At 70.3% G+C, this 26,189-nt stretch carries 26 protein-coding genes; 11 read left to right on the forward strand and 15 right to left on the reverse strand.

Going from position 1 to position 26,189, the window contains the following annotated elements; genetic code table 11:
- The first annotated feature begins 223 nt into the window (after positions 1-223).
- The 3 genes from ACWFR4_RS06510 (at position 224) to ACWFR4_RS06520 (ending at position 2,024) form a co-directional block, all read left to right on the forward strand.
- Positions 224-817, forward strand: coding sequence for a histidine phosphatase family protein (locus ACWFR4_RS06510; protein WP_453463340.1), 594 nt, complete (start codon positions 224-226; stop codon positions 815-817).
- A 93-nt stretch (positions 818-910) separates the two neighbouring features.
- A complete protein-coding gene (locus ACWFR4_RS06515) occupies positions 911-1,549 on the forward strand; it encodes a hypothetical protein (protein WP_453651150.1) in 639 nt (212 codons plus the stop codon).
- A 52-nt stretch (positions 1,550-1,601) separates the two neighbouring features.
- The gene (locus tag ACWFR4_RS06520) at positions 1,602-2,024 is read left to right on the forward strand and encodes an acyl-CoA thioesterase (protein WP_453651152.1); all 423 of its coding nucleotides are present in this window, start codon (positions 1,602-1,604) and stop codon (positions 2,022-2,024) included.
- A gap of 49 nt (positions 2,025-2,073) precedes the next feature.
- Here the strand turns inward: ACWFR4_RS06520 and ACWFR4_RS06525 are convergent, their stop codons facing one another.
- Positions 2,074-2,928 (reverse strand): SDR family oxidoreductase, encoded by an 855-nt coding sequence (locus ACWFR4_RS06525; protein WP_453463332.1) that lies wholly within the window; start codon positions 2,926-2,928, stop codon positions 2,074-2,076.
- 96 nt (positions 2,929-3,024) lie between these two features.
- On the opposite strand from ACWFR4_RS06525, the gene ACWFR4_RS06530 reads away from it, so the two are divergent.
- On the forward strand, positions 3,025-3,954 hold the full coding sequence (locus ACWFR4_RS06530; RefSeq protein WP_453463329.1) for a helix-turn-helix domain-containing protein: 930 nt from the start codon (positions 3,025-3,027) through the stop codon (positions 3,952-3,954).
- A 195-nt stretch (positions 3,955-4,149) separates the two neighbouring features.
- Positions 4,150-4,974, forward strand: a complete 825-nt coding sequence (locus ACWFR4_RS06535; protein WP_453651154.1) for a chitosanase — start codon at positions 4,150-4,152, stop codon at positions 4,972-4,974.
- Positions 4,975-5,104: 130 nt separating this feature from the next.
- Here the strand turns inward: ACWFR4_RS06535 and ACWFR4_RS06540 are convergent, their stop codons facing one another.
- Positions 5,105-5,848 (reverse strand): AraC family transcriptional regulator, encoded by a 744-nt coding sequence (locus ACWFR4_RS06540; RefSeq protein ID WP_453651156.1) that lies wholly within the window; start codon positions 5,846-5,848, stop codon positions 5,105-5,107.
- A 141-nt stretch (positions 5,849-5,989) separates the two neighbouring features.
- On the opposite strand from ACWFR4_RS06540, the gene ACWFR4_RS06545 reads away from it, so the two are divergent.
- Complete coding sequence (locus ACWFR4_RS06545) at positions 5,990-7,132, forward strand: MFS transporter (protein ID WP_453651421.1); 1,143 nt, start codon at positions 5,990-5,992, stop codon at positions 7,130-7,132.
- A gap of 3 nt (positions 7,133-7,135) precedes the next feature.
- Here ACWFR4_RS06545 and ACWFR4_RS06550 read toward each other — a convergent pair whose 3' ends face one another.
- A complete protein-coding gene (locus ACWFR4_RS06550) occupies positions 7,136-7,267 on the reverse strand; it encodes a hypothetical protein (RefSeq protein WP_453651158.1) in 132 nt (43 codons plus the stop codon).
- A gap of 2 nt (positions 7,268-7,269) precedes the next feature.
- On the opposite strand from ACWFR4_RS06550, the gene ACWFR4_RS06555 reads away from it, so the two are divergent.
- Positions 7,270-7,482, forward strand: coding sequence for a hypothetical protein (locus ACWFR4_RS06555; RefSeq protein WP_453651160.1), 213 nt, complete (start codon positions 7,270-7,272; stop codon positions 7,480-7,482).
- Positions 7,483-7,530: 48 nt separating this feature from the next.
- Here ACWFR4_RS06555 and ACWFR4_RS06560 read toward each other — a convergent pair whose 3' ends face one another.
- From ACWFR4_RS06560 to ACWFR4_RS06595, 8 genes are all read right to left on the reverse strand, one after another.
- Positions 7,531-8,907 carry a nucleobase:cation symporter-2 family protein gene (locus tag ACWFR4_RS06560; RefSeq protein ID WP_453651423.1) on the reverse strand — a complete coding sequence of 459 codons (1,377 nt, stop codon included), beginning with the start codon at positions 8,905-8,907 and terminating at the stop codon, positions 7,531-7,533.
- A 345-nt stretch (positions 8,908-9,252) separates the two neighbouring features.
- A complete protein-coding gene (locus ACWFR4_RS06565; protein ID WP_453651162.1) occupies positions 9,253-10,641 on the reverse strand; it encodes an 8-oxoguanine deaminase in 1,389 nt (462 codons plus the stop codon).
- Positions 10,642-10,685: 44 nt separating this feature from the next.
- Positions 10,686-12,086 carry a nucleobase:cation symporter-2 family protein gene (locus ACWFR4_RS06570; RefSeq protein WP_453463318.1) on the reverse strand — a complete coding sequence of 467 codons (1,401 nt, stop codon included), beginning with the start codon at positions 12,084-12,086 and terminating at the stop codon, positions 10,686-10,688.
- A gap of 67 nt (positions 12,087-12,153) precedes the next feature.
- Complete coding sequence (pucL, locus tag ACWFR4_RS06575; RefSeq protein WP_453651164.1) at positions 12,154-13,101, reverse strand: factor-independent urate hydroxylase; 948 nt, start codon at positions 13,099-13,101, stop codon at positions 12,154-12,156.
- A 5-nt stretch (positions 13,102-13,106) separates the two neighbouring features.
- Positions 13,107-13,511, reverse strand: a complete 405-nt coding sequence (gene uraH / locus ACWFR4_RS06580; protein ID WP_326710423.1) for a hydroxyisourate hydrolase — start codon at positions 13,509-13,511, stop codon at positions 13,107-13,109.
- Positions 13,511-14,041, reverse strand: coding sequence for a 2-oxo-4-hydroxy-4-carboxy-5-ureidoimidazoline decarboxylase (gene uraD / locus ACWFR4_RS06585; RefSeq protein ID WP_453467322.1), 531 nt, complete (start codon positions 14,039-14,041; stop codon positions 13,511-13,513). Before uraD ends, uraH begins: the two co-directional genes overlap by 1 nt.
- 156 nt (positions 14,042-14,197) lie before the next feature.
- Complete coding sequence (locus ACWFR4_RS06590) at positions 14,198-14,575, reverse strand: helix-turn-helix domain-containing protein (RefSeq protein ID WP_266675213.1); 378 nt, start codon at positions 14,573-14,575, stop codon at positions 14,198-14,200.
- Complete coding sequence (locus ACWFR4_RS06595) at positions 14,572-14,823, reverse strand: hypothetical protein (protein ID WP_100591422.1); 252 nt, start codon at positions 14,821-14,823, stop codon at positions 14,572-14,574. The genes ACWFR4_RS06590 and ACWFR4_RS06595 overlap by 4 nt, the downstream gene beginning before the upstream one ends.
- A 160-nt stretch (positions 14,824-14,983) precedes the next feature.
- On the opposite strand from ACWFR4_RS06595, the gene ACWFR4_RS06600 reads away from it, so the two are divergent.
- The 3 genes from ACWFR4_RS06600 (at position 14,984) to ACWFR4_RS06610 (ending at position 18,448) form a co-directional block, all read left to right on the forward strand.
- Complete coding sequence (locus ACWFR4_RS06600; RefSeq protein ID WP_453651166.1) at positions 14,984-15,838, forward strand: TIM barrel protein; 855 nt, start codon at positions 14,984-14,986, stop codon at positions 15,836-15,838.
- A gap of 56 nt (positions 15,839-15,894) precedes the next feature.
- Positions 15,895-16,785, forward strand: coding sequence for a 2-hydroxy-3-oxopropionate reductase (locus ACWFR4_RS06605; RefSeq protein ID WP_453651168.1), 891 nt, complete (start codon positions 15,895-15,897; stop codon positions 16,783-16,785).
- A 205-nt stretch (positions 16,786-16,990) separates the two neighbouring features.
- Positions 16,991-18,448 (forward strand): catalase, encoded by a 1,458-nt coding sequence (locus tag ACWFR4_RS06610; protein ID WP_453467328.1) that lies wholly within the window; start codon positions 16,991-16,993, stop codon positions 18,446-18,448.
- A gap of 420 nt (positions 18,449-18,868) precedes the next feature.
- On the opposite strand, the gene ACWFR4_RS06615 is transcribed toward ACWFR4_RS06610, so the two are convergent.
- Together ACWFR4_RS06615 and gcl are read right to left on the reverse strand one after the other, a co-directional pair.
- A complete protein-coding gene (locus tag ACWFR4_RS06615) occupies positions 18,869-19,639 on the reverse strand; it encodes a hypothetical protein (RefSeq protein ID WP_453467330.1) in 771 nt (256 codons plus the stop codon).
- A 154-nt stretch (positions 19,640-19,793) separates the two neighbouring features.
- Positions 19,794-21,581 (reverse strand): glyoxylate carboligase, encoded by a 1,788-nt coding sequence (gcl, locus tag ACWFR4_RS06620; RefSeq protein ID WP_453651170.1) that lies wholly within the window; start codon positions 21,579-21,581, stop codon positions 19,794-19,796.
- Between the two features lie 311 nt (positions 21,582-21,892).
- Between gcl and ACWFR4_RS06625 the strand changes: the two genes are divergently transcribed.
- Positions 21,893-22,693: a hypothetical protein gene (locus ACWFR4_RS06625; protein ID WP_453651172.1), complete on the forward strand. Its 801-nt coding sequence runs from the start codon at positions 21,893-21,895 to the stop codon at positions 22,691-22,693.
- Positions 22,694-22,807: 114 nt separating this feature from the next.
- On the opposite strand, the gene ACWFR4_RS06630 is transcribed toward ACWFR4_RS06625, so the two are convergent.
- Positions 22,808-24,454, reverse strand: a complete 1,647-nt coding sequence (locus tag ACWFR4_RS06630; RefSeq protein WP_453651174.1) for an AMP-binding protein — start codon at positions 24,452-24,454, stop codon at positions 22,808-22,810.
- Entirely contained in the window at positions 24,451-26,148 is a 1,698-nt protein-coding gene (locus tag ACWFR4_RS06635; RefSeq protein WP_453651176.1) for an AMP-binding protein, read from the reverse strand. Before ACWFR4_RS06635 ends, ACWFR4_RS06630 begins: the two co-directional genes overlap by 4 nt.
- Positions 26,149-26,189: the final 41 nt, after the last annotated feature.

Consider the following 26,189-nt stretch of genomic DNA (forward strand, 5'->3'; position numbering starts at 1 on the left):
GCCGGGCTCCTTTCCCTGATCGGTGCTGCATGCGTTCGCCCTGGTCGGTGTGGCCCTCGTCGCCCTCGTCCGGCGGGACCGGCGACGTCTACGACCTTACGGGCGGGGTCTGACAATCAAGACCGGGCGTCCCTCCCGTACCGCGTGTACGGTTCGAACGACGGGCCCGTGCAAGATCGCCGGGCCCGCCCGACGGCAGCCTCGGAGAGAACAGGACAGTCGCATGGGTGACCTGCTGCTGGTCCGGCACGGCGAGACCGAGTGGGCCCTGTCCGGGCAGCACACGAGCTGGACCGACGTCCCGCTGACGGAGAACGGCCGCGAGCAGGCGCGCAGGCTCGCCCCGTTCGTCGGCAGCTATCACGTCGGGGCCGTCTTCTCGAGCCCGATGGTGCGGGCCCACGAGACCGCGAAGCTCCTCGGTCTCGGGAACGTACGGGTCGACGCCGACCTGTGCGAGTGGGACTACGGCGCCTACGAGGGCGTCACGACTCTCGAGATCCAGCGCACCCGGCCCAACTGGTTCCTCTTCACGGACGGGGTCGCGCCCGGACCTCCGGAGCACCCCGGCGAGAGCCCCGAAGAAGTGGGGGCTCGGGCCGACCGCATGCTCGCGAAGGTGGACGCCGCGCTCGCGGAGAACGAGGGCAGCGTCGTCCTCGTCGGCCACGGTCACTTTTCGCGGGTCCTCACCGCGCGCAGGCTCGGCCTGACCCCGGCGGACGGCGCGCACTTCCTGCTGGCGACGGGCACGGTCAGCAGGCTGAGCACGGAGCACGGCCGCCCGGTCGTCGCCGGGTGGAACCTGCGGCCCTGATACGCCGTCGGACCGGCCGTTGTCAGACCCTTGCTGCACCATCGGAACGTACGGAGCACGTACGGCCGAGGGACGGAATCAGGGGGTGGCGTCATGACCAGGCCGCTGTCCGCCGCGCAGCGGCGCATCGTCGAGGAGGCCGACCCGGTCACCGGGCGGCTGAAGGGCGGCGACGCCCAGCTCGCGCGCCTCGTCCTGATGAAGCTCGCGTTCCGGCACCCGCGCCCGCCGCACGACCACTTCCTGACACCGGCCGGACACCACATACGGGAGGCGGGGGACGAACCGGAGCGCGCCGGGCAGCCCCCGCCGCCGGACGCTTCGGGCGGCGGCCCGTTCGCGGCGCGGGTGGGCGGAGAGGCGCCGGGTCCTCGCGGTCCGGCGCGGGCGCGCGAGGTGCGCAGCGCCTGGCAGGGGCTCGTGGAGATGCGCCGCATGACCAATCCGGACGGCGCCACCGACCGGCCGTGTGCCTGGGAGCGCGCGCATCTGGTGCAGGCGGCGGCCCTCGCCCTGGAGGCGGCGGGCTGCCCACCGGCGGAGGGTACGACCGGGGACGGCTATAGGGTCGGCGGCACACCACAGCCGGAGGCCGTGGCCGTGAGGGGGCGTGGGCCGGACGGAATCACGGGCTGCGCCGCCGCGTTGGAGCGGGCGGGGTGGCAGGTCAGCGAGCACGCGGAACCCCGCACCGGGGGCCGGTACTTGCTGGCGTCACCGAGAAGATCATGACGATCGAGCACCAGCCGAAGCAGCAGACCTAGTAGCCGGCGAAGGGAAAATCGTGGCCGAGCCGTTCACCGTGCACATTCAAGTGCGCGGGTACGAGACCGACTCGCAGGGGCACCTCAATCAGAGCGTGTACCTGCAGTACGCGGAGCACGCGCGATGGGTGCTGCTCCAGCACGGCGGGATCCGGCAGGCCGACCTGCTGGCGAAGGGGGTCGGCCCGGTCACCCTGGAGACGACCATCCGCTACCGCCGCGAGCTGCGCGCGGGCGACGACGTGGACGTGAGCTGCGCGTTCGTGTGGACGGAGGGCAAGACGTTCCGGATCGAGCAGTCGGTGCGCAAGACCGACGGCACGCTCGCGGCGGAACTGACCGGGGTGGGAGGCCTGATCGACCTCAAGGAGCGCAGGCTCGTGCCGGATCCGCGCGAGTACTTCCGGGCACTCGCGTCGGATCCACGCGCCTTCGGCCTCTGATTCCGGAAGGACCACACACTTCCCGGGGAGGACCTCCCACCCAACAGCCCTACACGAACGCCCCCTTGTGCTCCTCGGCCCACATGGCGAAGGTGCGGGGCGGGCGTCCGAGGATGCTTTCGACGTCGTCCGTGACGATCGCGTTGTGTCCGGCTCGGACATAGGCGAACCCTTCGAGGACGCTGTCCACGGACTCCTCGGCGATGCCCGCGGCGAGCACGTACTCGCGGGCGGACTCCAGGGGCAGTTCGACGGTCTCGACGGGCCGGCCGGCCGCCGCAGCGACGGCGGCCGCCTGGTCGGGCACGGTGAGGAGTTCGGGCCCGGTGAGGGTGTAGACGCGGCCGCTGTGCCCGTCGGCGAGGAGGGTCTCCACGGCCGCTTCGGCGATGTCGCGCGGGTCGATCACGCCCTGGGCGCCGTCCCCGAACTGGTTGGGGACGGGCCGCCCCGCGCGGATCTCCGGCGCCGACCACAGGAAGTTCGACGCGAAGGTCGTGGGGCGCAGCACCGTCCACTCCAAGTCGCCCGCCCGGAGCGCCTCTTCACCCGGGACGTGCCACATGCCGAAGCCTCCGGCGCCCGGCTCACCCGTGCCGATCGCCGAGAGTTTCACGACCCTGCGCACGCCCGCCGCCACGGCCGCGTCCAGCAGGGCCTTGTCCTGGACGCCGGGCCCGGAGCCCGAGCCGGGGAGGGTCACCATGAAGACGGCCGTGACGCCGGCCACCGCCGCGTCGAGGGTCCCGGGGTCGTCGAGGTCCCCGCGGACGACCTCGGTGGCGGGTCCGAAGGCGGCGCGGGCCGGATCACGGGTCAGGGCGCGGTGCGGGACGCCGCGCGCGGCAAGGAGACGGGTCACTTCACTGCCGATGGTGCCGGTGGCACCGGTGATGAGGATCATGGCTTCAACGCTGCCGGTCAACGGGCCGCCGCAGCTAGGAAATTCCGGCACAGCCGGTGGCCCCCGGACGGCACACCCCCCGGTTAACGTGGAGGAGTGACCACGCTGCGGGACAGGACGGCTGAACAGGCGGGGACGCCGGACCACTCCGGCACCCCCGGGAGCCACAGCACCCCCGGGCCCAACAGCACCCCCGGGCGCTACGGCACCCCTGTCGCGCCGCCCGAGGCACTGCGGCCCTGGATCACCGAGATCGACTCGATCAACGCCGTCGACTCCCCGGACTTCGGTCAGGGGGACACCGGGTCGATCACCCACGTCCCTGACGCGGCGACGCGGCTCGTGTTCCGTGTGCTGCCGGACGGCGGCACCGACGTGGTCGCCATCGGGCCGCGCACCAAGGCGTCGTACTACGAGGAAAAACGGCTCCCGATGTGTCTGCAGCTGCGGTTCCGGCCCGGGGCCGCGCGCCCGCTGCTCGGGGTGCCCGTGCGCGAACTCGTGGGCCGCGCCGAGCCGTTGGAGTCGCTGCCGGGCGAGGCGGGCCGGCGGCTCGCGCGCGGACTCGCCGCCCTCGGGCCCGCTCCGGACCCGGACGCCGTGCTCGCGCGCATGGCGGAGCTTCTGCCGGACGGTCTCACCCCCCGCGACCGGGGCGAACGTGCCCGCGACGGCCTGGTGCGGGCGGCGGTCGAGGCACTGTCGACGGCCCCGGGGCGTGACCGGCCGGGGACGGTCACGGAGGTGGCCCGGCAACTCGCCGTGAGCGAGCGCCAGTTGCGCAATCTCTTCGCGGACGGCGTCGGCCTGTCCCCCAAGCATTTCGCGCGGATCGACCGGGTGCGCCAGGTGCTCGCCGGGGCGGGCACCGAGGGGAACCCGCGGTGGGCGGGGCTCGCGCACGCCACCGGTTACTACGATCAGTCGCACATGACGGCGGAGTTCCACGCGCTGTTCGGCGTACCGCCGACGGCGTTCGTCTCCGGACGCCTCCCGGCCACGCGCCCCTGCGGCCCGGGCCACTGACCCCACCCGGCGCCTCACCCTCTCCCCGCCACATAGAAGACCGCCGTTCACGTGCAGGAACACCTGCGCGAGCACAGCAACCCCCGTCCCGGGCCCTCAACTCCCTTCCGCTTGACGGGTATACGTCACTCCCAATCTCTGGTAGGAAACCTTCCTAACAGTTCGCGGAAGAACGAGCTCCCCCATGGAGGTCCCGTGCACACCCCCCACATACGCACGTCGCGTCGCACCCTGCTCGCCCTGATCGGTGCCTCGGTCGTGGCGGCCCCGCTCCTCACGACCCAGCTCGCGACGGCCACACCCGTCTCCGCGGGCGGGCTCGACGACCCGGCGAAGAAGGAGATCGCCATGAAACTGGTGTCGAGCGCGGAGAACTCCTCGCTCGACTGGAAGGCCCAGTACGGCTACATCGAGGACATCGGCGACGGCCGCGGCTACACCGCCGGGATCATCGGCTTCTGCTCCGGCACCGGCGACATGCTCGACCTCGTAGAGCTCTACACCCAGCGCAAGCCCGGCAACGTCCTGGCGAAGTACCTGCCCGCCCTGCGCGACGTGGACGGCACCGACTCGCACGACGGCCTCGACCCCTACTACCGGCGCGACTGGGAGAAGGCGGCCGAGGACTCCGCGTTCCAGCAGGCCCAGAACGACGAGCGCGACCGCGTGTACTTCAACCCGGCGCTCTCGCAGGGCAGGGCCGACGGCATCGGCACGCTCGGGCAGTTCACGTACTACGACGCCATCGTGATGCACGGTGACGGCGACGACGCGACCAGCTTCCGCAACATCCGCAAGCGCGCTCTCGCCCAGGCGAAGCCACCGGCGCAGGGCGGCGACGAGGTCGCGTACCTGAACGCGTTCCTCGACGCGCGGGTCTGGGCCATGAAGCAGGAGGAGGCCCACAGCGACACGAGCCGCGTCGACACCGCGCAGCGCGTCTTCCTGAAGAACGGCAACCTGGACCTGGACCCGCCGCTGGACTGGAAGGTGTACGGGGACAGCTTCCACATCGGCTGACAACTCCTTTTGCGGGGCGGCACGTTCGGCACCTGCGAGTGCCGGGCGCGCCGCTTTCGTGTACGCCGAACAGCCACCCGCATGACACGGTGCCCGCCACGGACAGCCGAAGGACACGCGACGAGAAGCCCTATCGCCGACTGTGCTCCCCCGGCGTACAGCCGAACGCGCGGCGGAACACGTCGATGAACGCGCTGGTGGAGGACCAGCCGCAGCGGTGCGCGACCGCGGTGACCGGGTCGCCCTCCGCCAGCATCCGCAGCGCGTGGTAGAGCCGGAGCTGGGTGCGCCACTGGGGGAAGGTCATCCCCAACTCGCTGCGGAAGAGGCGGCTCAGCGTACGTTCACCGGCTCCGGACGCCCTCCCGAGCGCGACCAGGGGGCGGGCGTCGGCCGGGTCCTCGTACAGCAGGTCGCAGACCGCTTTCAGGCGCGGGTCGGTGGGGGCGGGGAGTTGGAGGGGCTGCTGCGGGGACGCCCGGAGCTGGTCGAGGAGGACGGCGCGCAGGCGCCTGCTCTCGGGGCTGTCGTCGCAGGGGCCGCGGGTGGCGGCCAGGAGCAGTTCGCGCAGGAGCGGGCCGACGGTCAGGACGGTGGGCGCTTCCAGGCCGAGCGGGTTGACCCGGGCGGGCAGGCCGAGCGTGTGGAGGTCCAGGTGGCCGTGGGCGCGGTGGGCATGGACGCAGCCGGCCGGTACCCAGATGGCGCGGGTGCCGGGCGCGAACCAGGTGCCGGCGTCGGTGGTGACGGCGAGGACCCCTGAGCCCGCGTAGACGATCTGGTGCTCGTCGTGCCGGTGCGGGTCGATCCGCCCGCCCGCCGCCAGCGTCTGGGTGCGGGTGGGCGCCTGCGGGGTGTGGCGGATATCCGGCATACGTTGGCACTTTATCGGAAGCGCGCCAGGGTGGCCCGTAAAGAGGATGGACGGGTGTCAGACAACCGGACCTCCGTTTCCCCCGCACCCACGACTGGGCCCACACCAGTCCCCGGACCGTCGGCCTCCCGGCGCGGGCCCATCACCCTGCTCGCCCTGGGGCACGCGTGCGTGGACGTCTATCAGGGCGCGGTGGCCGCTCTGGTGCCGTTCTTCGTCTCCGAGCGGGCCTACACGTATGCCGCCGCCTCCGGGATCGTCCTGGCCGCGTCCCTGCTGTCGTCGGTGGTGCAGCCCCTGTTCGGAGCGCTCACGGACCGGTGGGCGATGCCGTGGCTGCTGCCGGTGAGCTGCGTGGTGGGCGGGGCCGGTGTGGCGCTGGCCGGCGTCGGGGACTCGTACGCCCTCACACTGGTGGTGGTCGCGGTGTCCGGGATCGGGGTCGCCGCCTACCATCCGGAGGCCGCGCGCGTGGCCCGCGTCGCGAGCCGTGGCAGCCACACGGCGATGGGCTGGTTCTCGCTGGGCGGCAATCTCGGATTCGCCACCGCGCCCCTGCTCGTCTCGGCCGTTGTCGCGACCGGCGGGCTGCACGCGTCGCCGCTCCTCGTCGTCCCGGGCCTGGCCGGAGCGGCGCTGTGCGTGGCCGCCCTGCGCTCGGGCCGGAGAGCCGCCCCGGCGACGGGCGGGCCCGCGCTCGCAGCGGACGGCAGGGACGACTGGCCGTCGTTCCTCAAGCTGACGGGCGCCATCATGTGCCGCTCGGTCGTCTTCGTCGGCCTGAGCGCGTTCATCTCCCTGTACGCGCGCCAGCGGGCGGGCGGGGGTGAGGTGGCGGGGACAGCCGCGCTGTTCGTGCTCTACATCGGCGGCGCGGTGGGCACCGTGGCGGGCGGCAGGCTCGCGACCCGCTTCGGCCGCGTGCCGGTGCTCCGCTGGTCGTACGCCCTGACGGTCCTCGCCGTGGCCGGGGTCGTCTTCGTCCCCGGTCCCGCGCTCTACGTGTGCGTGGCGCTGACGTCGGCCGGTCTGTACGTGCCGTTCTCGCTGCACATCACGCTCGGCCAGGACTATCTGCCGAAGCGCGTGGGCACCGCGAGCGGCGTCACGCTGGGCCTTGCGGTCAGCGTCGGCGGCATCGCGAGCCCGGCGATCGGCGCCCTCGCGGACGCCACCTCCCTGCGCACCGCGCTCGCGCCGCTGACCGTTCTGCCGGCGCTCGGCTGGCTGCTCGTACGGACGCTGCGCGAGCCCGGCGGGAAGTCGGCGAAGGAGGCGAAGTAGCGGTCAGTGCGGGAGGGCCGGTTCGGGCGGCGTGGCCGAACTCGCCTTCTTGCCCAGGTGGTTGAAGAGAAGGTTCAGGCTGACCGCCAGGATGCAGCCGACCAGCATCCGGCCCGGCGGCAGGATCTCGTCCACGGATGCACCGCGGACACGGCGACCTCGTCGGACACTTCGGACTGGGCGTGCGCGTCGAAGACGCCGGAATCGTGGCGCTCGCCGGGCACTTCGCGCTCGTCCTGCACGGCCTGCACGTCAGGGGTGTCATTCATGGGTGGCGCTTCTTCCGTGCTGTGACGCCGGGGCCGGTCCCGTCGCGCTGCGGCTCACGAGGGACCGGCAATCCGGGTTAACTGGAAAGTAACTTCCGCCATGCGGTCGGCGGCGTCACGCACGTTACGTCAGTGCGCCCCTGCCGCGGAAGACCCTGCCGAGGCGGAGGTCCCGGCGACCGTGCGCGTCTGAGCGATCTCACCGCCCGGTTCCATCGGGGCCGTCACGTCGTCCGCGTCCTCACTGCGGCCGATGTGGTTGAACAGCAGGTTGAGGATCACCGCGGCCACACAGCCCGTGGAGATACCCGAATCCAGGATGATCTTCGCGGTCTCCGGGAACGCGTGGTAGAACTCCGGCGCCGCGATCGGGATGAGCCCGACTGCCAGCGAAACGGCCACGATCAGAACGTTGTTGTCCCGCTCCAGGTTCGCCTTGACGAGGGTCTGGATGCCGCTCGCCGCGACCGAGCCGAAGAGCACGACCCCCGCGCCGCCGAGGACGGGCCGGGGCACGACCGCGATCAGCGAGGCGGCCATCGGGCACAGGCCCATCAGGACGAGGAAGCCGCCGCCCGTGGCGACGACGTACCGGCTGCGGATCTTCGTCATCGCGACGAGGCCGATGTTCTGGGCGAACGCGCTGCACATGAAGCCGTTGAACAACGGGCTGAGCGCCGAACCGAGCGTGTCGGCCCGCAGACCGGCCGCGATGGTCTTCTCGTCGGCGGGACGCTCCACGATCTCGCCGAGCGCCAGCATGTCGGCCGTGGACTCGGTCATCGAGACGACCATCACGACACACAGGGAGACGATCGCCGCGGCGGCGAACTGCGGGGCGCCGAAGTGGAACGGCGTCGGGAAGCCGATGACGTCCGCGTCACCGATCGGGCTGAAGTCCGTGACGCCGAAGGGAATCGCGACGAGGGTGCCGATGACCAGGCCGAGGAGTACGGCGATCTGCTTCACGAAGCCCGTGGTGAACCTGCGCAGCAGCAGGACGATGACCAGGGTGATGCCCGCCAGCGTGAGATAGGTCGTCGAACCGTAGTCCTTCGCCGCGGGGTTGGGGCCCTGGGCCCAGCCGAACGCGACGGGCATCAGCGAGACGCCGATGAGGGTGATGACCGTGCCGGTCACGACCGGCGGGAAGAACCGCACCAGCTTGCTGAAGAAGGGGGCGGCGATGAAACCGAGGACGCCGGCGACGATCACGGCCCCGAAGATGACGGGCAACGCGTCCTTCTTGTCGTCCGTCGAGTTCACGACCGCGATCATGGGCGCGACGCCGGCGAAGGTGACGCCGTTGACGAACGGCAGACGGGCGCCGATCTTCCAGAAGCCGAGGGTCTGGAGGAAGGTGGCGAGCCCCGCGGTGAAGAGGCAGGCGCCGGTCAGGAAGGTGAGTTCCTTGGGCGACAGGCCCACGGCGGCGCCCACGATGAGGGGCGGCGCGACGACGCCCGCGTACATGGCGGCGACGTGCTGGAGGCCGGTCGTCGCCATCTTCAGCGGCGGCAGCTTCTCGTCCACCGGGTGCTTGCCCGCCGGATGTTCGGTGTGCCCCTCGGATATCTCGTCGGGGGTGGTGCCTTGCTTGGTGAACCTGGGCTTGATGGCCACAGCGGCTCCTCCGGTTGTTTTCCAGTGCCTGGGCGGCACTTGCTTCTTGGAGGTGGTACGACGTGCAAGGACTTGCCGGTATTCGGTTGTGGGTACTGCGCCCAGGTAGTGCTGACCGCCCCGGGATCGTGAAGTGTCGGGCCACGATCCGGGGCGGCACTTGAGCAGCCCGCTCGGCAGCTCAAGTCCGGTCGGGGGCCGTCCCCCCCGACCGGAGTTCTAGGGTTGTCAGGCCTCGGCGGTGATCCGCGCGAGGCGCTGTGCCTCCTGACGCGCATCGCGGGCGATGGCGTCCTCGTCGGCGTGCAGCAGGCGTCCGTCCTCGACGACCGGCTTTCCGTTGACGAGGGAGAGGGTGACCGGGGCCGCCGCGCCGAAGACGATGGCGGTGACCGGGTCGGCGATCGAGGAGTGCCCGATGCCGTCGATCTTCCACAGGACCAGGTCGGCGAGCTTGCCCGCCTCCAGGGAGCCGATCTCGGCGGCGCGGCCCAGGACCCGGGCACCGCCGGCGGTGCCGAGCCTGAGCGCCTGACGGGCGTTCAGGGCGGCCTCGCGGTGGGCGCCGAGACGGTTGATGAGGAGCGCGTTGCGCAGTTCGGTGTGCAGCTCGCCCGACTCGTTGGACGCGGTGCCGTCGACGCCGAGGCCGACCGGAACGCCGGCCTTGAGCATGTCCGGGACACGGGCGATGCCGGCCGCCAGACGGGCGTTGGACGACGGGCAGTGCGCGACACCCGTGCCCGTGCGGGCGAAGGCGGCGATGTCCGAGTCGTTCATGTGGACGCAGTGCGCCATCCACACGTCCTCACCGAGCCAGCCCGTCGACTCGAAGTAGTCGGTCGGGCCCAAGCCGAAGAGCTCGTGGCAGAACTTCTCCTCCTCGACCGTCTCGCTGCCGTGGGTGTGCAGCCTTACCCCGAGCCGGCGCGCCAACTCGGCGCCCTGCTTCATGAGTTCGGTGGACACGGAGAACGGCGAACAGGGGGCGACGGCCACCTGGGTCATCGCTCCGAAGGCGGCGTCGTGGTGCTTGTCGACGGTCTCCTCGGTGGCCGCGAGCGCGCCCTCGAGAGTCTCGACCGCGAAGTCCGGCGGCAGACCGCCGTCCTTCTCGGAGCGGTCCATGGAGCCGCGGGCGAGCGTGAAGCGGACACCCATGTCGGAGGCGGCGCCGATGATGGCGCCGGACAGGTCGCCGGAGCCCTTCGGGTACACGTAGTGGTGGTCCATCGCGGTGGTCACACCGCCGCGGGCCATCATCGCGAGCGAGCCCTGCGCGGCGACGCGGGCCATCTGCTCGTCGATGCGCGCCCACGTCGGGTACAGCGCGACCAGCCAGTTGAACAGGTTGTGGTCCGTGGCCAGGCCCCGGGTGATCCACTGGTAGAAGTGGTGGTGCGTATTGATCAGGCCGGGCGTGACGAGGTGGCCGGTGCCGTCGACGCGGCGCACGACGTTCTCCAGGCCCGCGGGGGCCTGGCCGGCGCCGATGGACTCGATCTTGTTGTCGGCGACGACCACGTAGCCCGAGGCGTACTCGGTGTCGTTGGCGTCGACGGTCGCGATGGCCGCGTTCTCGATGACGATGCGGGAAGGGACTGCCGAAGGTGCCATGGTGCTTCCTTCATGGATGAGTGGCGATTGGGCACGGCAGGACCCTAGGAGGATTTGAGTGCCGCGGCGGCGGTGGCGCGGCCGCGGGTGCCGAGATGGTGAAAGAAAAGGTTCAGCGATACGGCGACCAGGGCGCCCGCGCTGATGCCGGAGCCGAGCACGGTCTGTGCCCAGGCCGGGAATTCGGCGTAGAAGGTGGGCGCGGCGAGCGGGATGATGCCCGCGCCGAGCGAGACGGCGACCAGGATGATGTTCGAGCTGTCGTCGAGGCCGGCCTCCGACAGCGTGCGGATGCCGCTGACGGCGATGGAGCCGAAGAGGACGATGCCCGCGCCACCCAGGACCGGCATCGGCACCGTGGAGACCACCGCGCCGAGCACCGGGAAGGCGCCGAGGACCAGGAGCGCGCCTCCCGCTGCGGCCACCACGTAGCGGCTGCGCACCTTCGTCAGCGAGACGACACCGACGTTCTGGGCGAAGGCCGAGGTGGGGAAGCCGCCGAAGACGGGGCCGAGGAGCGTGGCGAGGCCGTCGGTGCGCAGGCCGCGGGTGATGGTCCTGCCGCTGGTCTCGCGGTCGCAGATCTCGCCGATGGCGAGCATTCCGGCGCTGGACTCCGTCATCAGGACGAGCATCACCAGGCAGAGCGAGATGATCGCGGCGGGCTGGAACTCGGGCGTGCCGAACGCGAACGGCGTGGGCAGTGCGGCGACCGGGGCCGACCTGAGGGCGCCGAAGTCCGCCATGCCGAACGGGATCGCGGCCATCGTGCCGATCAACAGGCCCAGAAGCAGGGCGACTTGCTTGACGAAGCCGCGCCCGAAGCGCTGGATCATCAGGATGACGACGAGCGTGAAGGCGGCGAGTCCCAGGTACTTCATGTCGCCGAAGTCGGCGGCGGTCTTGTCGCCGCCCTGCGCCCAGGCGACCGGGACCGGCATCAGGGTCACCCCGATGAGGGTGATGACGACGCCCGTGACGAGCGGCGGGAAGAAGCGCAGGAGCCTGCCGAAGAACGGGCCGATCGCGAGACAGAAGACGCCGGCGACCATCACCGCACCGTAGATGGCGGGGAGTTGGTCGCCCCGGGCGTTCGTCTCGGCGATGGCGAGCATCGGCGCGATGCCGGCCGAGGATGCGGCGTTGACGAAGGGCAGCCGGTTGCCGACGAGGCCCTTGACGCCGAGGGTCTGCAGGAGGGTGGCCACGCCCGCGATGAGCAGGCTGGCGGCGATGAGCCGGGTCTGGCCCGCCGTGCCGAGGTGGACGGCCTGACCGATGATGAGCGGGGGCGTGACCACGCCCGCGTACATCGCGGCGATGTGCTGGAGTGCCGCGGGGACGAGCCGCGAGGGGGGAAGCTTTTCGTCCACCGGGTGGACCTCAAGTCCTGCCGGTGGGGTGGAACACGGGCCTTCTGCCGGCCCATTTGCAGGCGTTGCCATTGCTGGTCCCTCCGGTGTGGCGCACCCCCCGCCCGACTGCGGGCGGGCGGGGGGTGCGCGCCCCGCGTCAGAGGTTGGTCATGTCGACCGGGATGTGCGGCTCGCAGCCGTCGCGCAGGATGGTGGCCTCGATCAGGCCGTAGGGGCGGTCGGCCGCGTAGTACACGGCGCCGTCCTTGGCATCGTTCTCCAGGCCGAAGGCGGAGAGATCCTGCCGGAAGTGGTGCTTGTTGGGCGCGGAGAAGCGGATCTCGTCGATCTCGCTGCGGTTGTTGATGACCCGCGAACCCATTTGGTACAGCGTCTGCTGGAGCGAGAGCGAGTACGTCTCCACGAACGCCTGGAGGATGTGCTTCTTGGACTGCTCGTAGGACTTCTCCCACTGCGGCATGCGCTGCTCGTCGGAGGTCCAGTTGTGCCGCCACCACGTCGACAGGGACGTGGCGAGGATGCGGTCGTAGTCCTCCTGGAGCGTCGTGTACTTGTCCTTGATGTAGCCCCAGAACTCGGAGTTCGTGGAGTTCATCACGGTCAGGTCCTTGAGCCCGGACAGGACTTCGAACTTCGCCCCCCCGTCACCTTCGGCGGAGTACGTGATCTGGGCGAGGCGGGTCTCCTGGCCCTTACGGACGAAGGAGTGCTTGACCTCGTCGGCGCCGATGAACTTGGAGTTGCCGTCGGAGCCGGCGATGCGCTCCCAGGAGTATTCCTCGATGCGGATGCGCGCGCGGTGGATGGACGGCTGGCTGTCCACGAAGTGCCGGGCGAGGTGGATGCCGTACTGCTCGGCCGACTCGATGCCGTATTCCTTGGCGAACGCGAAGCAGGTGTTCTTCGTCGTGTCCGTCGGAAGGCAGTTGGCGTTCGAGCCGTTGTAGTGGACGTCGTCGAGGTCGCCGGAGAGGGCGACGGAGACGTTCAGGTCCTTGATGTGGTGGGTGGCGCCGTCCCGCGTGATCTTGACGACGCGGTTCTCTGCTTTGCCGTACTGGTTCTGGCCGAGAATCGTGGGCATGTCTGCTAGCTCCCTCGGTAAACGGAGTAGCCGAACGGGTTGAGCAGCAGCGGTACGTGATAGTGCTCGCCCGGCTTGACGGCGAACGTGATCGCCACCTCCGGGAAGAACGCACCGCTGTCCCTTACGCGGGGGGCGTCCTGCTGCGCCTCGGCTTGCTTCACTGTGCTGATTTGATGCGTGAAGTACGTCTCGACGGCGAAGTCGAGCCGTACGTGGGTGGTGCCCTCCGGCAGCGCCGGCAGGTCCTTGCAGCGCCCGTCCGCGTCGGTCGCGGAGCCGCCGAGCGCCACCCACTCGGCGTCGCTGCCCGAGCGGGCGGCGAGCGAGATGGCGACGCCCTCGGCGGGGCGTCCGATGCTGGTGTCGAGAATGTGCGTCGACACCGACGCGGTGGTCGCGGTGCTCATCAGTCCTTGTCCTCTTCCACTTCTACGTCTTCTTCGGCGAGGCGGGTCAGGCGGATACGGTTGATCTTCCCCAGTTCGGTGCGCACGATCTCGCGCTCCGCCCCGGTGTCGTTCCCGATCCTGGCCTTCATCGCGTCGCGCATCTGCTCGCCGGTCGCCCCGGTGGCGCAGATCAGGAAGACATGACCGAACCGCTCCTGGTATGCCAGGTTCAGTTCGAGCATCTCGGCCTTGAGCTCCTCGGAGGCGCCGGCCATGCCCCGCTGCTCGCGGGACGAGGTCGGGTCACCCGGCTTCGGGCGGCCGATCGGGGGGTGCCCCGCCATCGCCTCGGCGAGATCCTCCGCGCCGAGCTCGGCCATTGCGGCGTCGCTCGCGGCGAAGAGTTCCTCCGCGGTTTCGAAGGGGCGCTGGGCGAGGAGCTTGCTCCCCCACGCCGAGCTGGCACACACCTCGTGGAGGGCGGCGGCGGCCGCGTTCTCCTGAAGCGTGTTGAACCGGGAAAGCCCCGGCATCGGACGTGAAGTCACGGGAAGCCTCCGTGGCCTTGTGCTGGACGGGCTGCGGATAGCTAACGCCCTCCGAAACACCACGTCAACACTTTGTTGAAAACTTGGAGTTACAAAAACCGCCGCCCGGTATCCGGACGGCGGCTGGTTCGACACCTTGGCGTGCTAGGGGGCGACCTACTCCCCCTTGGCCGCGTTTTCCCTGTTCAGGTAGTTGTAGACGGTGAACCTGGACACCCCGAGCGCCCCGGCCACGGTCTCCACTCCGTGCCGCACAGAGAAGGCACCTCGTGCCTCCAGTATCCGTACGACCTCCTGCTTGGCCTTGCGGTCGAGGGCCGACAGGGGCATGCCCTGTCCGCGCTCCATGGCCACCAGGATGTGATCCAGGGAGTCGGCCAGCTGGGGCAGCCGTACGGCGATGACCTCGCGGCCCTCCCAGTGCAGGACGACATCGTCCTTGCCCGCCTCCTGCGGCGGCAGCATCTCGCCCCCCATGGCGTCCACCAGCGGCTTCACCGCGCTGACGAAGGGGACGTCTCCTGTAGCGGTCACTTATCGCCCTCCCCCATCACATTGACCTGGAGCGAGACGCGAGTGGCGCCGGCCGCCAGGGCCTGGCGCAGCAGCGCGTCCACCGCGCCGAGCACGGCGTCCGCCTCCCCTTCGGCGGTGTTGCCGAAGGGTCCGACATCCACCGCGTCCAGTTCGGCCTTCTGGATGACGTCGCGGGCGACGACCGCGTGGGGCGGCGCCTCGTCGAGGTCGAAGGGCTCGGTCGTGAACTCCACTCTCAATCGCACGGGGTCAACCTACTGCCGCGAACTGTTTTTCCGGCAGCCCCTCTTGACAAGAGCGAAGCATCCCCGGCAGTCTTCCATCAAGCAGAAACAAACTTCCGCTATACGGAACTCGACACCGAGTGCCGTACGGATCTCGATACGGAAGGGAGCGCCGACCCCCATGCCGAGCTTTTCGATGGGCACAGCCGCAGACCAGCGCTTCAACGTCAACCTGTCGATCCTCTTCACGGAACTCCCGCTCCTGGAGCGCCCCGCGGCCGCCGCCGCGGCGGGCTTCACCGCGGTCGAGCTGTGGTGGCCCTGGGTCGACGCCTCCACCCCCGAGCAGTCCGAGCTCGACGCCCTCAAGAAGGCGATCGAGGACGCGGGCGTACAGCTCACCGGGCTCAACTTCTACGCCGGACAGCTGCCGGGCCCCGACCGCGGCGCCCTGTCGGTCCCCGAGGAGAGCGACAAGTTCCGCGCGAACATCGACATCGCGGCGGACTTCGCCCGGTCCCTCGGCTGCAAGGCGCTCAACGCGCTGTACGGCAACCGCGTCGACGGCGTGGACCCGGCCGTGCAGGACGAGCTCGCCCTGGAGAACCTCGCGCTCGCGGCCCGCGCCGCCGACCGCGTCGGTGCGATCCTCCTGATCGAGGCGCTGAACAAGCCCGAGTCGCCGCTGTGCCCGATCGTGAGCGCCCCCAAGGCGATCGAGATCGTGGACAAGGTGAACGCCGCCACGGGCCTCGGCAACGCCAAGTTCCTCATGGACCTGTACCACCTGTCCATGAACGGCGAGGACCTGCCCACGGTGATCGAGCAGTACACCGCGAAGACCGGCCACGTGCAGATCGCCGACAACCCGGGCCGCGGCGCCCCCGGCACCGGTTCGCTGCCGCTCGAGGAACTGCTCGACCAGCTGGCGAAGGCGGGCTACGAGGGCTACGTCGGCCTGGAGTACAAGCCCGGCGACAAGCCGAGCGCCGAGGCCTTCGACTGGCTGCCCGCCGCGGCCCGCGCCGCGCGCTGAGCGTCCCGAAGCACGCCAACTCACCTACGTACGACCGCAGTCAGAGAGGCACCCTCATGAGCAACCTCCCCAAGATCGCGTGGATCGGACTCGGCATCATGGGCTCCCCCATGTCCGAGAACCTGATCAAGGCTGGTTACTCGGTGACCGGCTTCACCCTCGAGAAGGACAAGCTGGAGCGGCTCGCGGCCGCCGGCGGCACCGCGGCCGGCTCGATCGCCGAGGCCGTCAAGGACGCCGACGTCATCGTCACGATGGTGCCCGCCTCTCCGCAGGTCGAGGCCATCGCGTACGGCGAGAACGGCATCCTCGAGAACGCGAGGTCCGGCGCGCTGATCGTCGACATGTCGTCGATCACGCCGCAGACCTCGGTGGACCTCGCGAAGGCCGCCAAGGGCAAGGGCATCCGCGTCATCGACGCCCCGGTCTCCGGTGGCGAGGCCGGCGCGATCGAGGCCGTTCTGTCGATCATGGTCGGCGGTGAGCAGGCCGACTTCGACGAGGCCAAGCCGCTCCTCGACGCCCTCGGCAAGACCATCGTGCTGTGCGGTCCGCACGGCTCGGGCCAGACCGTGAAGGCCGCCAACCAGCTGATCGTCGCCGTGAACATCCAGGCGTGCGCCGAGGCCGTGGTCTTCCTGGAGAAGTCCGGCGTGGACCTGGCGGCCGCGCTCGACGTCCTCAACGGCGGCCTGGCCGGCTCGACCGTCCTGACCCGCAAGAAGGACAACTTCCTGAACCGGGACTTCAAGCCCGGCTTCCGGATCGACCTGCACCACAAGGACATGGGCATCGTCACCGACGCCGCCCGCAACGTGGGCGCCGCCCTGCCCGTCGGCGGTGTGGTCGCCCAGCTCGTCGCCTCCCTGCGCGCCCAGGGCGACGGCGGCCTCGACCACTCCGCGCTGCTGCGCGGCGTCGAGCGCCTCTCCGGTCAGCAGGTCTGACCCCCCGGACTTCCGGGCCGTGGCGGCGCTGACACCTGTCCTGTCGCGCCCAGGCGTCGCCACGGCCCGGAACCATGCCTTTCACTTCAACAAACTGTTGACCATAACTTCAACAAACTGTTGACGTAGCTGTTCAGAGCCTCTTACGCTCCGGTTCACCGTCAGCAGTCCCAGCAGTTCCGTACGGAAGGTCACCCTCGCCACCATGTCGAAGCGTGTGCTCACGACCGAGTCCGGCGCTCCTGTCGCCGACAACCAGAATTCCGCCACCGCCGGCGTCGGTGGCCCGCTTCTCCTCCAGGACCAGCACCTCCTCGAGAAGCTCGCTCGCTTCAACCGTGAGCGCATCCCGGAGCGTGTCGTCCACGCGCGCGGTTCCGGCGCGTACGGCTACTTCGAGGTGACGGACGACGTCACCGGCTTCACCCACGCCGACTTCCTCAGCACGGTCGGCAAGCGCACCGAGACGTTCATCCGCTTCTCCACCGTCGCGGACAACCTCGGCGGCGCGGACGCGGTCCGCGACCCGCGCGGCTTCGCGCTGAAGTTCTACACCGAAGAGGGCAACTACGACCTCGTCGGCAACAACACCCCGGTGTTCTTCATCAAGGACCCGATCAAGTTCCCCGACTTCATCCACTCCCAGAAGCGCGACCCCTTCACGGGCAAGCAGGAGGCGGACAACGTCTGGGACTTCTGGGCGCACGCCCCCGAGGCCACGCACCAGATCACCTGGCTGATGGGCGACCGCGGCATCCCGGCCTCGTACCGCCACATGAACGGCTACGGCTCGCACACCTACCAGTGGACGAACGCCGAGGGCGAGGCCTTCTTCGTCAAGTACCACTTCAAGACGAACCAGGGCATCCGTTCGCTGTCCGGCGAGCAGGCCGCCGAGATCGCGGGCAAGGATCCCAACTCGCACCAGACGGACCTGCTCCAGGCCATCGAGCGCGGCGTCAACCCGTCCTGGACCCTGTACGTGCAGCTCATGCCGGTCGCCGAGGCGGACGACTACCGCTTCAACCCCTTCGACCTCACGAAGGTGTGGCCGCACAAGGACTACCCGCTGCAGCGCGTGGGCCGCCTGGTCCTCGACCGCAACCCGGACAACGTCTTCGCCGAGGTCGAGCAGGCCGCGTTCTCCCCGAACAACTTCGTGCCCGGCATCGGCCCCTCCCCGGACAAGATGCTCCAGGGCCGCCTGTTCGCCTACGCGGACGCGCACCGTTACCGCCTGGGCGTCAACCACACGCAGCTCGCGGTGAACGCGCCGAAGGCGGCCGACGCCGACAACTACGGCCGCGACGGCCTGATGGCGTCGAACGCGTACGGCCGCGACCGCAAGAACTACGAGCCCAACTCGTACGACGGGCCCGCCGAGACCGGCCGCCCGCTGTCGGCCCCGCTCGCCGTCGCCGGCTACACCGGCACGCACGAGGCGACCGCCCACACCAAGGACGACGACTTCTTCCAGGCGGGCGAGCTGTTCCGCCTGATGTCGGAGGACGAGAAGTCCCGTCTGATCGCCAACATCGCCGGCGGCCTCTCGCAGGTCTCGCGCGACGACGTGATCGAGAAGAACCTGGCTCACTTCCACGCCGCCGACGCCGAGTACGGCAAGCGCGTGGAGGAAGCGGTCCGCGCCCTGCGCGAGGACTAGCACCCGAGCCGCGTCCGGGGTCTGACGGGAGGTCAGGCCCTGGACGCGAAGCCCGCGCCACTGTGCAGACCCGGATGAGGGGTGGTCACACGGCGGTGCGGGCGGTCCGCCCCAGGCGGACAGGCACGGTCCGCGGCGGCTCTGCGAGCCAGTGCGGTGGTCAAGATCCTGACGGCCCCTTCTCGACCTGAGGGGAGGGCAGCCGCCGGGGTTCATCCCAGGCCGCCGCGGTACCGGCCACACCACAGAATCCGCCCGGCGGCACGCATGCATGTTTCGCCAGTCGCGTGCCTTCGGGCGGCACCAACTCCCTTCGGGGACAGCTCCCTTCAGGGGATTCTCCCCTCAAGGGAGGCTCGCTTCGGGGGAAGCACAGAACGCCGAGTACGGACGGTCCCGTACTCGGCGTTCTTGCGTTGCTCAGGACTTGCCGCTGTCCGCCCGCGCGATCAGCTTCTCGCGCAGCACCGTCCACTGCGCCGTCATGTCGTGCACCAGATAGAGGTCGCGCCGCCGCGTCCAGGCCTGGCCCGACTCGGGGTCGTACGTGCCCGGCATCTCGAAGCCGGCGGGGGCGTACGCCTTCATGCCGCGGTCGTTCGTGGTCTGCACGCAGCGCTTGACGTGGTCGCGGAAGCCGATGACGCCCGCCGTGCCGATGCCCTCCGGCAGCTTCTTGCGGGCCTCCACGACCTGGGCGGCGACCCCGTCCGTGCTCAGGTACGTGATGGTGCCGTCCGGCGCGACGACCGGCTCGATCGACGTCACCCGGGTCATGCCGTACTTGGACTTCAGGAAGCGCGCGATCTCCCACTGCGCGTACACCGGCACGTCCCGGCGGGCGCGCACGCGGGCGACGGTGTCCGCCAGCTCCTCGTTGACCGGGCCCGGCTCGTACATGACCTTCGTGGGGTCGCCGCCCCCGGCCGGCGGCCGGTTGCCGAAGCCGTACGCGACGAGGAAGTCGATCCGGTCCAGGGGCGCCGTCGGCGGGTGCCAGTCGAAGCCGATGTCGTGGATGTGGGGCTCGACCGCGCGGGCGGCGGCCAGGTCGTCGAGTTCGTCGCCGAGCGCGGCCCGCATGGCCTTCCTCAGCCGGTCGTCGCCGTGCGAGGGGGCGGGGGCCGCGCCGAGCAGGGCGGGGGCGGCGGCCGCTGCCGCGATGCCCGCGGCGAATCTACGTCGTTCCATGACCGGATCGTCGCCTTCCGGGGCGGCCCGCCGGTCAACACGGGGCAGCGGGCGGGTGTCGGCGCGGTGTCGTACCCAGGTTCCGGTGACATGCCGGAGGGGCGGCCCACCCCCATCGGGTGAACCGCCCCCTGTCGGATCGGCAGGCGCCTGATCAGGCCGTCAGCGGCCGGATCGCGGTCGGCGCGTGGCCGGGCTCGGTGGCGAGCTCCTCGAACTCCTTGACGGCGCTGATGTCGGCCGTCGGGCTCATCGAGATGTTCGTGATGCGCTCCAGGATCGCCTCGACGACGACCGGCACCCGGTACTGCGCGGCGAGCTTCTTGGCCTCCTCGAAGGCCGGCAGGAGCTGGTCGGGCTCTGTGACGCGGATCGCCTTGCAGCCGAGGCCCTCGGCGACCTTGACGTGGTCGACGCCGTAGACGCCGAGCTCGGGGCTGTTCTGGTTCTCGAACTCCAGGTTGACCTGGAAGTTGATGTCGAGACCGATCTGCGCCTGGCGGATCAGGCCCAGGTAGGCGTTGTTGACCAGGACGTGGACGTACGGGATGCGGTGCTGCGCACCGACCGCCAGCTCCTCGACCATGAACTGGAAGTCGTAGTCACCGGAGAGCGCGACGACCTGGGTGTCCGGGTCGGCGGTAGCGACACCGAGCGCGGCCGGGATGGTCCAGCCGAGCGGGCCCGCCTGGCCGCAGTTGATCCAGTGGCGCGGCTTGTAGACGTGCAGCATCTGCGCGCCGGCGATCTGGGAGAGGCCGATGGTGGTGACGTAGCGGGTGTCGGGCCCGAACGCCTTGTTCATCTCCTCGTAGACGCGCTGGGGCTTCATCGGCACGTTGTCGAAGTGCGTGCGGCGGTGCAGCGTGCCCTTGCGCTCCAGGTGGGAGGCGACCCACGCGGAGCGGTCGGGGAGCTTGCCCGCGGCCTTGAGCTCGCGCGCGACCTCGACGAACAGCTCGAGCGCGGCCTTGGCGTCGGAGGCGATCCCGTAGTCCGGGGCGAAGATCCTGCCGATCTGGGTCGGCTCGATGTCGACGTGGACGAACTTGCGGCCCTCGCGGTACACGTCCAGCTTGTAGCCGGTGTGACGGTTGGCCCAGCGGTTGCCGATGCCGAGGACGAAGTCCGACTCCAGGAACGTGGCGTTGCCGTAGCGGTGGCCGGTCTGCTGGCCGACCATGCCCGCGTTCAGGTCGTGGTCGTCCGGGATGGTGCCCCAGCCCATGAGGGTCGGGACGACCGGGGTGTTGGTGATCTCGGCGAACTCGACCAGGAGGTCGGAGGCGTCCGCGTTGATGATGCCGCCGCCGGCGACGATCAGCGGGCGCTCGGACTCCAGGAGGAAGGAGATCGCCTTCTCGATCTGGGCGCGGGTCGCGGCCGGCTTGTAGACGGGCAGCGGCTCGTACGTCTCCGGATCGAAGTCGATCTCGGTCTGCTGGACGTCGATCGGCAGGTCGATGAGGACCGGGCCGGGACGGCCGGAGCGCATCAGGTGGAACGCCTGCTGGAAGACGCCGGGCACCTGGGCCGCTTCGAGGACCGTGACGGCCATCTTGGTGACGGGCTTGGCGATCGAGGCGATGTCGACGGCCTGGAAGTCCTCCTTGTGCAGGAGGTGGCTGGGCGCCTGGCCCGTGATGCACAGGATCGGGATGGAGTCACCGGTGGCCGAGTAGAGGCCGGTGATCATGTCGGTGCCGGCCGGGCCCGACGTACCGATGCAGACCCCGATGTTGCCCGGGTTCGTACGGGTGTAGCCCTCGGCCATGTGCGAGGCGCCCTCGACGTGGCGGGCCAGCGTGTGGCTGATGCCGCCGACCTCCTTGAGGGACTTGTAGAAGGGGTTGATGGCGGCACCCGGCACGCCGAACGCGTTCGTGACGCCTTCGCGCTTGAGGATCTCAACTGCCGCGCTGGCAGCGGTCATACGAGCCATTGAGTTCTCCTGCTTCGGCTGTCGGATTCGCGCTCCCGTCGCGCCCCGCGGCGAGCTGTGAGTCCGTGTCGTCTTCATACTGTCTTCAGCTTCTAATTTCCACATTGCGGAAATTAGGTTCTGCTATATGGAAGCAATGTAGGCGGCGACCCCCCGACCGTCAAGGGACGGCCTCTCGTCGACGGGATCCGGAGGGATCTCGCCCGACTGCCTGCCGCGGCCGGGGAGTTTGGAGGACGATGGGCGCCGAGGGCGGGAAGCCATCGCGTGAGCCCGGGCGCGGAGCCCAGGGCAGATGCCGGGAGTGGGTCATGGCTCAGAACGTGCCGGTGCGGTGCCCCGCCTGCCGGCGTGAACAGGTGTATGCGCCACCGGTCTATCCGTGCTCGTGCGGCGCGCCCGTCGTGGCGCCGCTGCGGCGCGGGGCGCCCGCGGAGCCGGTCACGCACCGCACCTGGCTCGACGACTGGGTGACCGTGCGGTGCGGGGCCTGCGGGCGCCGGGACCGCTGGCCACGCCCGGAGCTCGGCTGCGCGTGCGGCACGGTGCTGCGGATCCCGGTCGAGGGCGATCCGGCGCCGAGCCATGACGCGTCGCCGGACTCCGCCGCGGCGGCCGGCGTGACCTGGCCGGGGCCCGCGCTTCCGCCCACGGCGGACGGTCCGGATCCGGCCGGTACGACGCGACCGGGGCCCGCCCACATTCCGCTGCCGCCCACGGCTCCCGTCCCGCGCCCCGCGTTCCAGCCGGTGGCCATCCGCACGGCGCGCGACGCCGTGACCGCCGTCGCCCTCTATCTGCGCTGGCTCGGCTACCGGGACGTCCGCCGCGCCGACCAGCGCCCCTCGTCCGGCATCGGCCTCGCGGCCCGCGGCGTCGTCGCCCAGGTCGAGCCGTCGGTGCGGCCCGCCACCCTGCGGGACGTGGAGTGCCTGTGGCTGACCGGCATGACGGAGTCGGCGGTCTGCGTCTACTTCTCACTCGCGGGCTACGACGAGGACGCGCGCACCCGCGCCGACGAACTCGATGTCCCGCTCTTCGTCCTCGACCTGGCGGGCATGCCGCAGCCGGTCAACAACCCGGCGGACGAACTGATAGCTGCCGGGGCGTAGGCCCTGCCGGGTTCCGTCTCGAGGACGGGCACGGGACGGGGACGAGGACGAGGACGACGGGGCCCCACCCGGACCGACCGCGCCCGGGCGAGGCCCCGCAGACATCCGTACGTCTCAGCCGGCGTCGCCCCCGTACCCCTCCCGCAGTTCGATCTTGCGGACCTTGCCGCTCACCGTCATCGGGAACGCGTCGAGGATGCGCAGCCGCGTCGGCGTCTTGTAGTGGGCCAGCTGGTCGTGGCAGTACGCGCGCAGTTCCTCCAGGGTGAGCGTGTCCCCGGCGTCGCGGAGGATGACGCAGGCCAGGACCTCCTCCCCGTACCGCTCGTCGGGCACGCCCACGACCTGGACGTCCGCGACCTTCGGGTGGGCGTAGAGGAACTCCTCGATCTCGCGCGGGTAGACGTTCTCGCCGCCCCTGATGATCATGTCCTTGATACGGCCGACGATCTGGACGTAGCCGTCCTCGCGCAGGACCGCCAGGTCGCCGGTGTGCATCCACCGTCCCGGGTCGATGACCTCGGCCGTCTTCTCCGGCTCGTCCCAGTAGCCGAGCATCACGCTGTAGCCGCGCGTGCACAGCTCCCCAGGCTCGCCGCGCGGCAGCGTCACGCCGCTGACCGGGTCGACGACCTTGACCTCGATGTGCGGAAGGACGCGGCCGACCGTGCCGGTGCGGCGCTCCAGGTCGTCGTCGCGGCGCGTCTGCGTGGAGACGGGCGACGTCTCGGTCATGCCGTAGCAGATGGAGACCTCCGCCATGTGCATCTCGGCGACGACCCGCTTCATGACCTCGACGGGGCACGGCGAGCCCGCCATGATGCCGGTCCGCAGCGACGACAGGTCGTACGTCGCGAAGTCGGCGAGGTTCAGCTCGGCGATGAACATGGTCGGGACGCCGTACAGCGACGTGCACCGCTCACGCTCGACCGCGTGGAGCGTGGCGACGGGGTCGAAGGACGGGGCGGGGATGACGATGCAGGCGCCGTGCGACGTGGCGCCGAGGTTTCCCATCACCATGCCGAAGCAGTGGTAGAAGGGCACGGGCAGGCAGACTCGGTCCTGCTCGGTGTAACCGACCGTCTCGCCCACCCAGAAGCCGTTGTTCAGGATGTTGTGGTGGGAGAGCGTAGCGCCCTTCGGGAAGCCGGTCGTGCCCGAGGTGTACTGGATGTTGACCGGGTCGTCACAGCTCAATTCAGCCTGCCTGGCGTCGAGTTGCTCCCTCGTCACCGCTGCCGCGCCCGCCGTGAGGGCGTCCCATCCGTGGTCGCCGATGAAGACCGTCTCGCGCAGCTCGGGGCACCGCTCCCGCACCTGCCGGACGAGGGCCCGGTAGTCGCTGCCCTTGTGCTCGGTCGAGGCGACGAGGATGGAGACGCCCGCCTGCTTGAGCACGAACTCCAACTCGTGTGCGCGGTAGGCAGGGTTGATGTTCACCATGACCGCACCGATGCGCGCGGTCGCGTACTGCACGAGGACCCACTCGGGGCAGTTGACCGCCCAGATCCCGACCCGGTCACCCTTGAGCACACCTCTGGCGAGCAGCCCGCGCGCCAACTCGTCGACGTCCGCGCCGAATTGGGCGTAGGTCCAGCGCCGTCCGGACGGCACGTCGACCAGTGCGTCACGGTCGGGGTGGGCGGCCACGGCACGGTCGAGGTTGCGGCCGATCGTGTCGCCGAGGAGCGGCGCCGGGTCCGTCCCGTGCGCGTACGAGAGGGGCGGGGGCTGGATTGTCGTGAGGGGTTCGCGTGTCATCGGAAGTCCTCCTCGCGGTACTCGGCCGTGGAACCCTGCGCCGTGCGCTCGCGCAGCTCGATCCGCCGGATCTTGCCGGAGACCGTCTTGGGCAGCTCGGCGAACTCCAGGCGCCGGACGCGCTTGTACGGCGCGAGGACGTCCCGCGAGTGCTCGAACAGCAGCTTCGCCGTGTCGGGCCCGGGTTCGTACCCCTCGGCGAGGACGACGTACGCCTTGGGGACGGCGAGCCGCAGCTCGTCGGGGGCGGGCACGACCGCCGCCTCGGCGACCGCCTCGTGCTCCAGGAGCGCGCTCTCCAGCTCGAACGGGCTGATCTTGTAGTCGGAGGCCTTGAACACGTCGTCCGACCGGCCGACGTAGGTGAGATAGCCGTCGGCGTCACGCGAGCCGATGTCACCGGTGCGGTAGTAACCGCCCGCCATCGCCTCGGCCGTGCGCTCGGGGTCTCCGTGATAGCCGACCATGAGGCCGACGGGACGCTCGGACAGGTCGAGGCTGATCTCACCCTCCTGCGCGCCGGGTTCGCCGGTGACCGGGTCCAGCAGCTCCACCCTGTAGCCGGGGCTGGGGCGCCCCATCGAGCCGGTCTTCAGCTCCTGACCTGGGCTGTTGGACACCTGCACGGCCGTCTCCGTCTGCCCGAACCCGTCCCGGACGGTGATGCCCCAGGCCCGCCGCACCTGCTCGATGACCTCGGGGTTCAGCGGCTCCCCCGCGGCGACGACCACGCGCGGCGGCGTCGCGAGCTGCGTCAGGTCGGCCTGGATGAGCATGCGCCACACGGTGGGCGGCGCGCAGAAGGACGTGACGCCCGCGCGCTCCATGACCTCCATGAGCCGGCCCGCGTCGAAGCGCGTGTAGTTGTAGAGGAAGACGGTCGCCTCCGCGTTCCACGGCGCGAAGAAGTTCGACCAGGCGTGCTTGGCCCAGCCGGGCGACGAGATGTTCAGATGGACGTCGCCGGGACGCAGACCGATCCAGAACATGGTCGCCAAGTGCCCTACGGGATACGACACATGGGTGTGCTCGACGAGCTTGGGCCGGGCGGTCGTGCCGGAGGTGAAGTACAGGAGGAGCGGGTCCTTCGCGAGGGTGACGCCGTCGGGCTCGAACGTCTCGGAGGCGTCGTCGGCGTCCTCGTACGAGAGCCAGCCGTTCGTGGCGCCCGCGCCGACCACGGTGCGGGTGAAGTCGCCGGGGACCTCGGTGAACTTCTCGACGTCCTCGGGCCGCACGATGACGTGCCGGGCCCGGCCGCGGTCGACGCGGTCGCGCAGGTCGGCGGGGCCGAGCAGCGGCGTCGCGGGGATGACGACCGCCCGCAGCTTCATCGCGGCGAGCATGATCTCCCACAACTCCGCCTGATTGCCGAGCATCAGGAGGACCCGGTCGCCCGCGCGAACGCCCTGGCCACGCAGCCAGTTCGCGACGCGGTTCGAGCGGCGGCGCAGCTCGTCGAAGGTGAAGCGGCCCTCGCGGCCGTCCTCCTCGACGATGTGCAGGGCCGTCTTCCCGTTGCCGTCGGCGATGGCGTCGAACCAGTCGAGGGCCCAGTTGAACCGCTCGGGGCGCGGCCAGGCGAAGCCCTCGTACGCGGTGGTGTAGTCGTCCGCGTTCCGCAGCAGGAAGTCCCTCGCCGTGCGGAACTGCTCGGTCGGGCTCGGATCCGTACCGCTGGTCGCCGTCGTCATGTGTCCTCCTCATTGCGGACCGTGCCTGCCATCGTGTAATC

The organism is Streptomyces sp. NPDC055140, assembly GCF_053607285.1.

What these genes read in the sequence shown, in the direction of transcription:
- ACWFR4_RS06510 (WP_453463340.1), top strand. Translation starts at nt 224, where the DNA reads ATGGGTGACCTGCTGCTGGTCCGGCACGGCGAGACCGAGTGGGCCCTG.
- ACWFR4_RS06515 (WP_453651150.1), top strand. Translation starts at nt 911, where the DNA reads ATGACCAGGCCGCTGTCCGCCGCGCAGCGGCGCATCGTCGAGGAGGCC.
- ACWFR4_RS06525 (WP_453463332.1), bottom strand. Translation starts at nt 2,928, where the DNA reads ATGATCCTCATCACCGGTGCCACCGGCACCATCGGCAGTGAAGTGACC.
- ACWFR4_RS06540 (WP_453651156.1), bottom strand. Translation starts at nt 5,848, where the DNA reads ATGCCGGATATCCGCCACACCCCGCAGGCGCCCACCCGCACCCAGACG.
- ACWFR4_RS06555 (WP_453651160.1), top strand. Translation starts at nt 7,270, where the DNA reads ATGCACCGCGGACACGGCGACCTCGTCGGACACTTCGGACTGGGCGTG.
- ACWFR4_RS06560 (WP_453651423.1), bottom strand. Translation starts at nt 8,907, where the DNA reads ATGGCGACGACCGGCCTCCAGCACGTCGCCGCCATGTACGCGGGCGTC.
- ACWFR4_RS06565 (WP_453651162.1), bottom strand. Translation starts at nt 10,641, where the DNA reads ATGGCACCTTCGGCAGTCCCTTCCCGCATCGTCATCGAGAACGCGGCC.
- ACWFR4_RS06570 (WP_453463318.1), bottom strand. Translation starts at nt 12,086, where the DNA reads ATGGCAACGCCTGCAAATGGGCCGGCAGAAGGCCCGTGTTCCACCCCA.
- pucL (WP_453651164.1), bottom strand. Translation starts at nt 13,101, where the DNA reads ATGCCCACGATTCTCGGCCAGAACCAGTACGGCAAAGCAGAGAACCGC.
- uraH (WP_326710423.1), bottom strand. Translation starts at nt 13,511, where the DNA reads ATGAGCACCGCGACCACCGCGTCGGTGTCGACGCACATTCTCGACACC.
- ACWFR4_RS06600 (WP_453651166.1), top strand. Translation starts at nt 14,984, where the DNA reads ATGCCGAGCTTTTCGATGGGCACAGCCGCAGACCAGCGCTTCAACGTC.
- ACWFR4_RS06605 (WP_453651168.1), top strand. Translation starts at nt 15,895, where the DNA reads ATGAGCAACCTCCCCAAGATCGCGTGGATCGGACTCGGCATCATGGGC.
- ACWFR4_RS06610 (WP_453467328.1), top strand. Translation starts at nt 16,991, where the DNA reads ATGTCGAAGCGTGTGCTCACGACCGAGTCCGGCGCTCCTGTCGCCGAC.
- ACWFR4_RS06615 (WP_453467330.1), bottom strand. Translation starts at nt 19,639, where the DNA reads ATGGAACGACGTAGATTCGCCGCGGGCATCGCGGCAGCGGCCGCCGCC.
- gcl (WP_453651170.1), bottom strand. Translation starts at nt 21,581, where the DNA reads ATGGCTCGTATGACCGCTGCCAGCGCGGCAGTTGAGATCCTCAAGCGC.
- ACWFR4_RS06625 (WP_453651172.1), top strand. Translation starts at nt 21,893, where the DNA reads ATGGCTCAGAACGTGCCGGTGCGGTGCCCCGCCTGCCGGCGTGAACAG.
- ACWFR4_RS06630 (WP_453651174.1), bottom strand. Translation starts at nt 24,454, where the DNA reads ATGACACGCGAACCCCTCACGACAATCCAGCCCCCGCCCCTCTCGTAC.
- ACWFR4_RS06635 (WP_453651176.1), bottom strand. Translation starts at nt 26,148, where the DNA reads ATGACGACGGCGACCAGCGGTACGGATCCGAGCCCGACCGAGCAGTTC.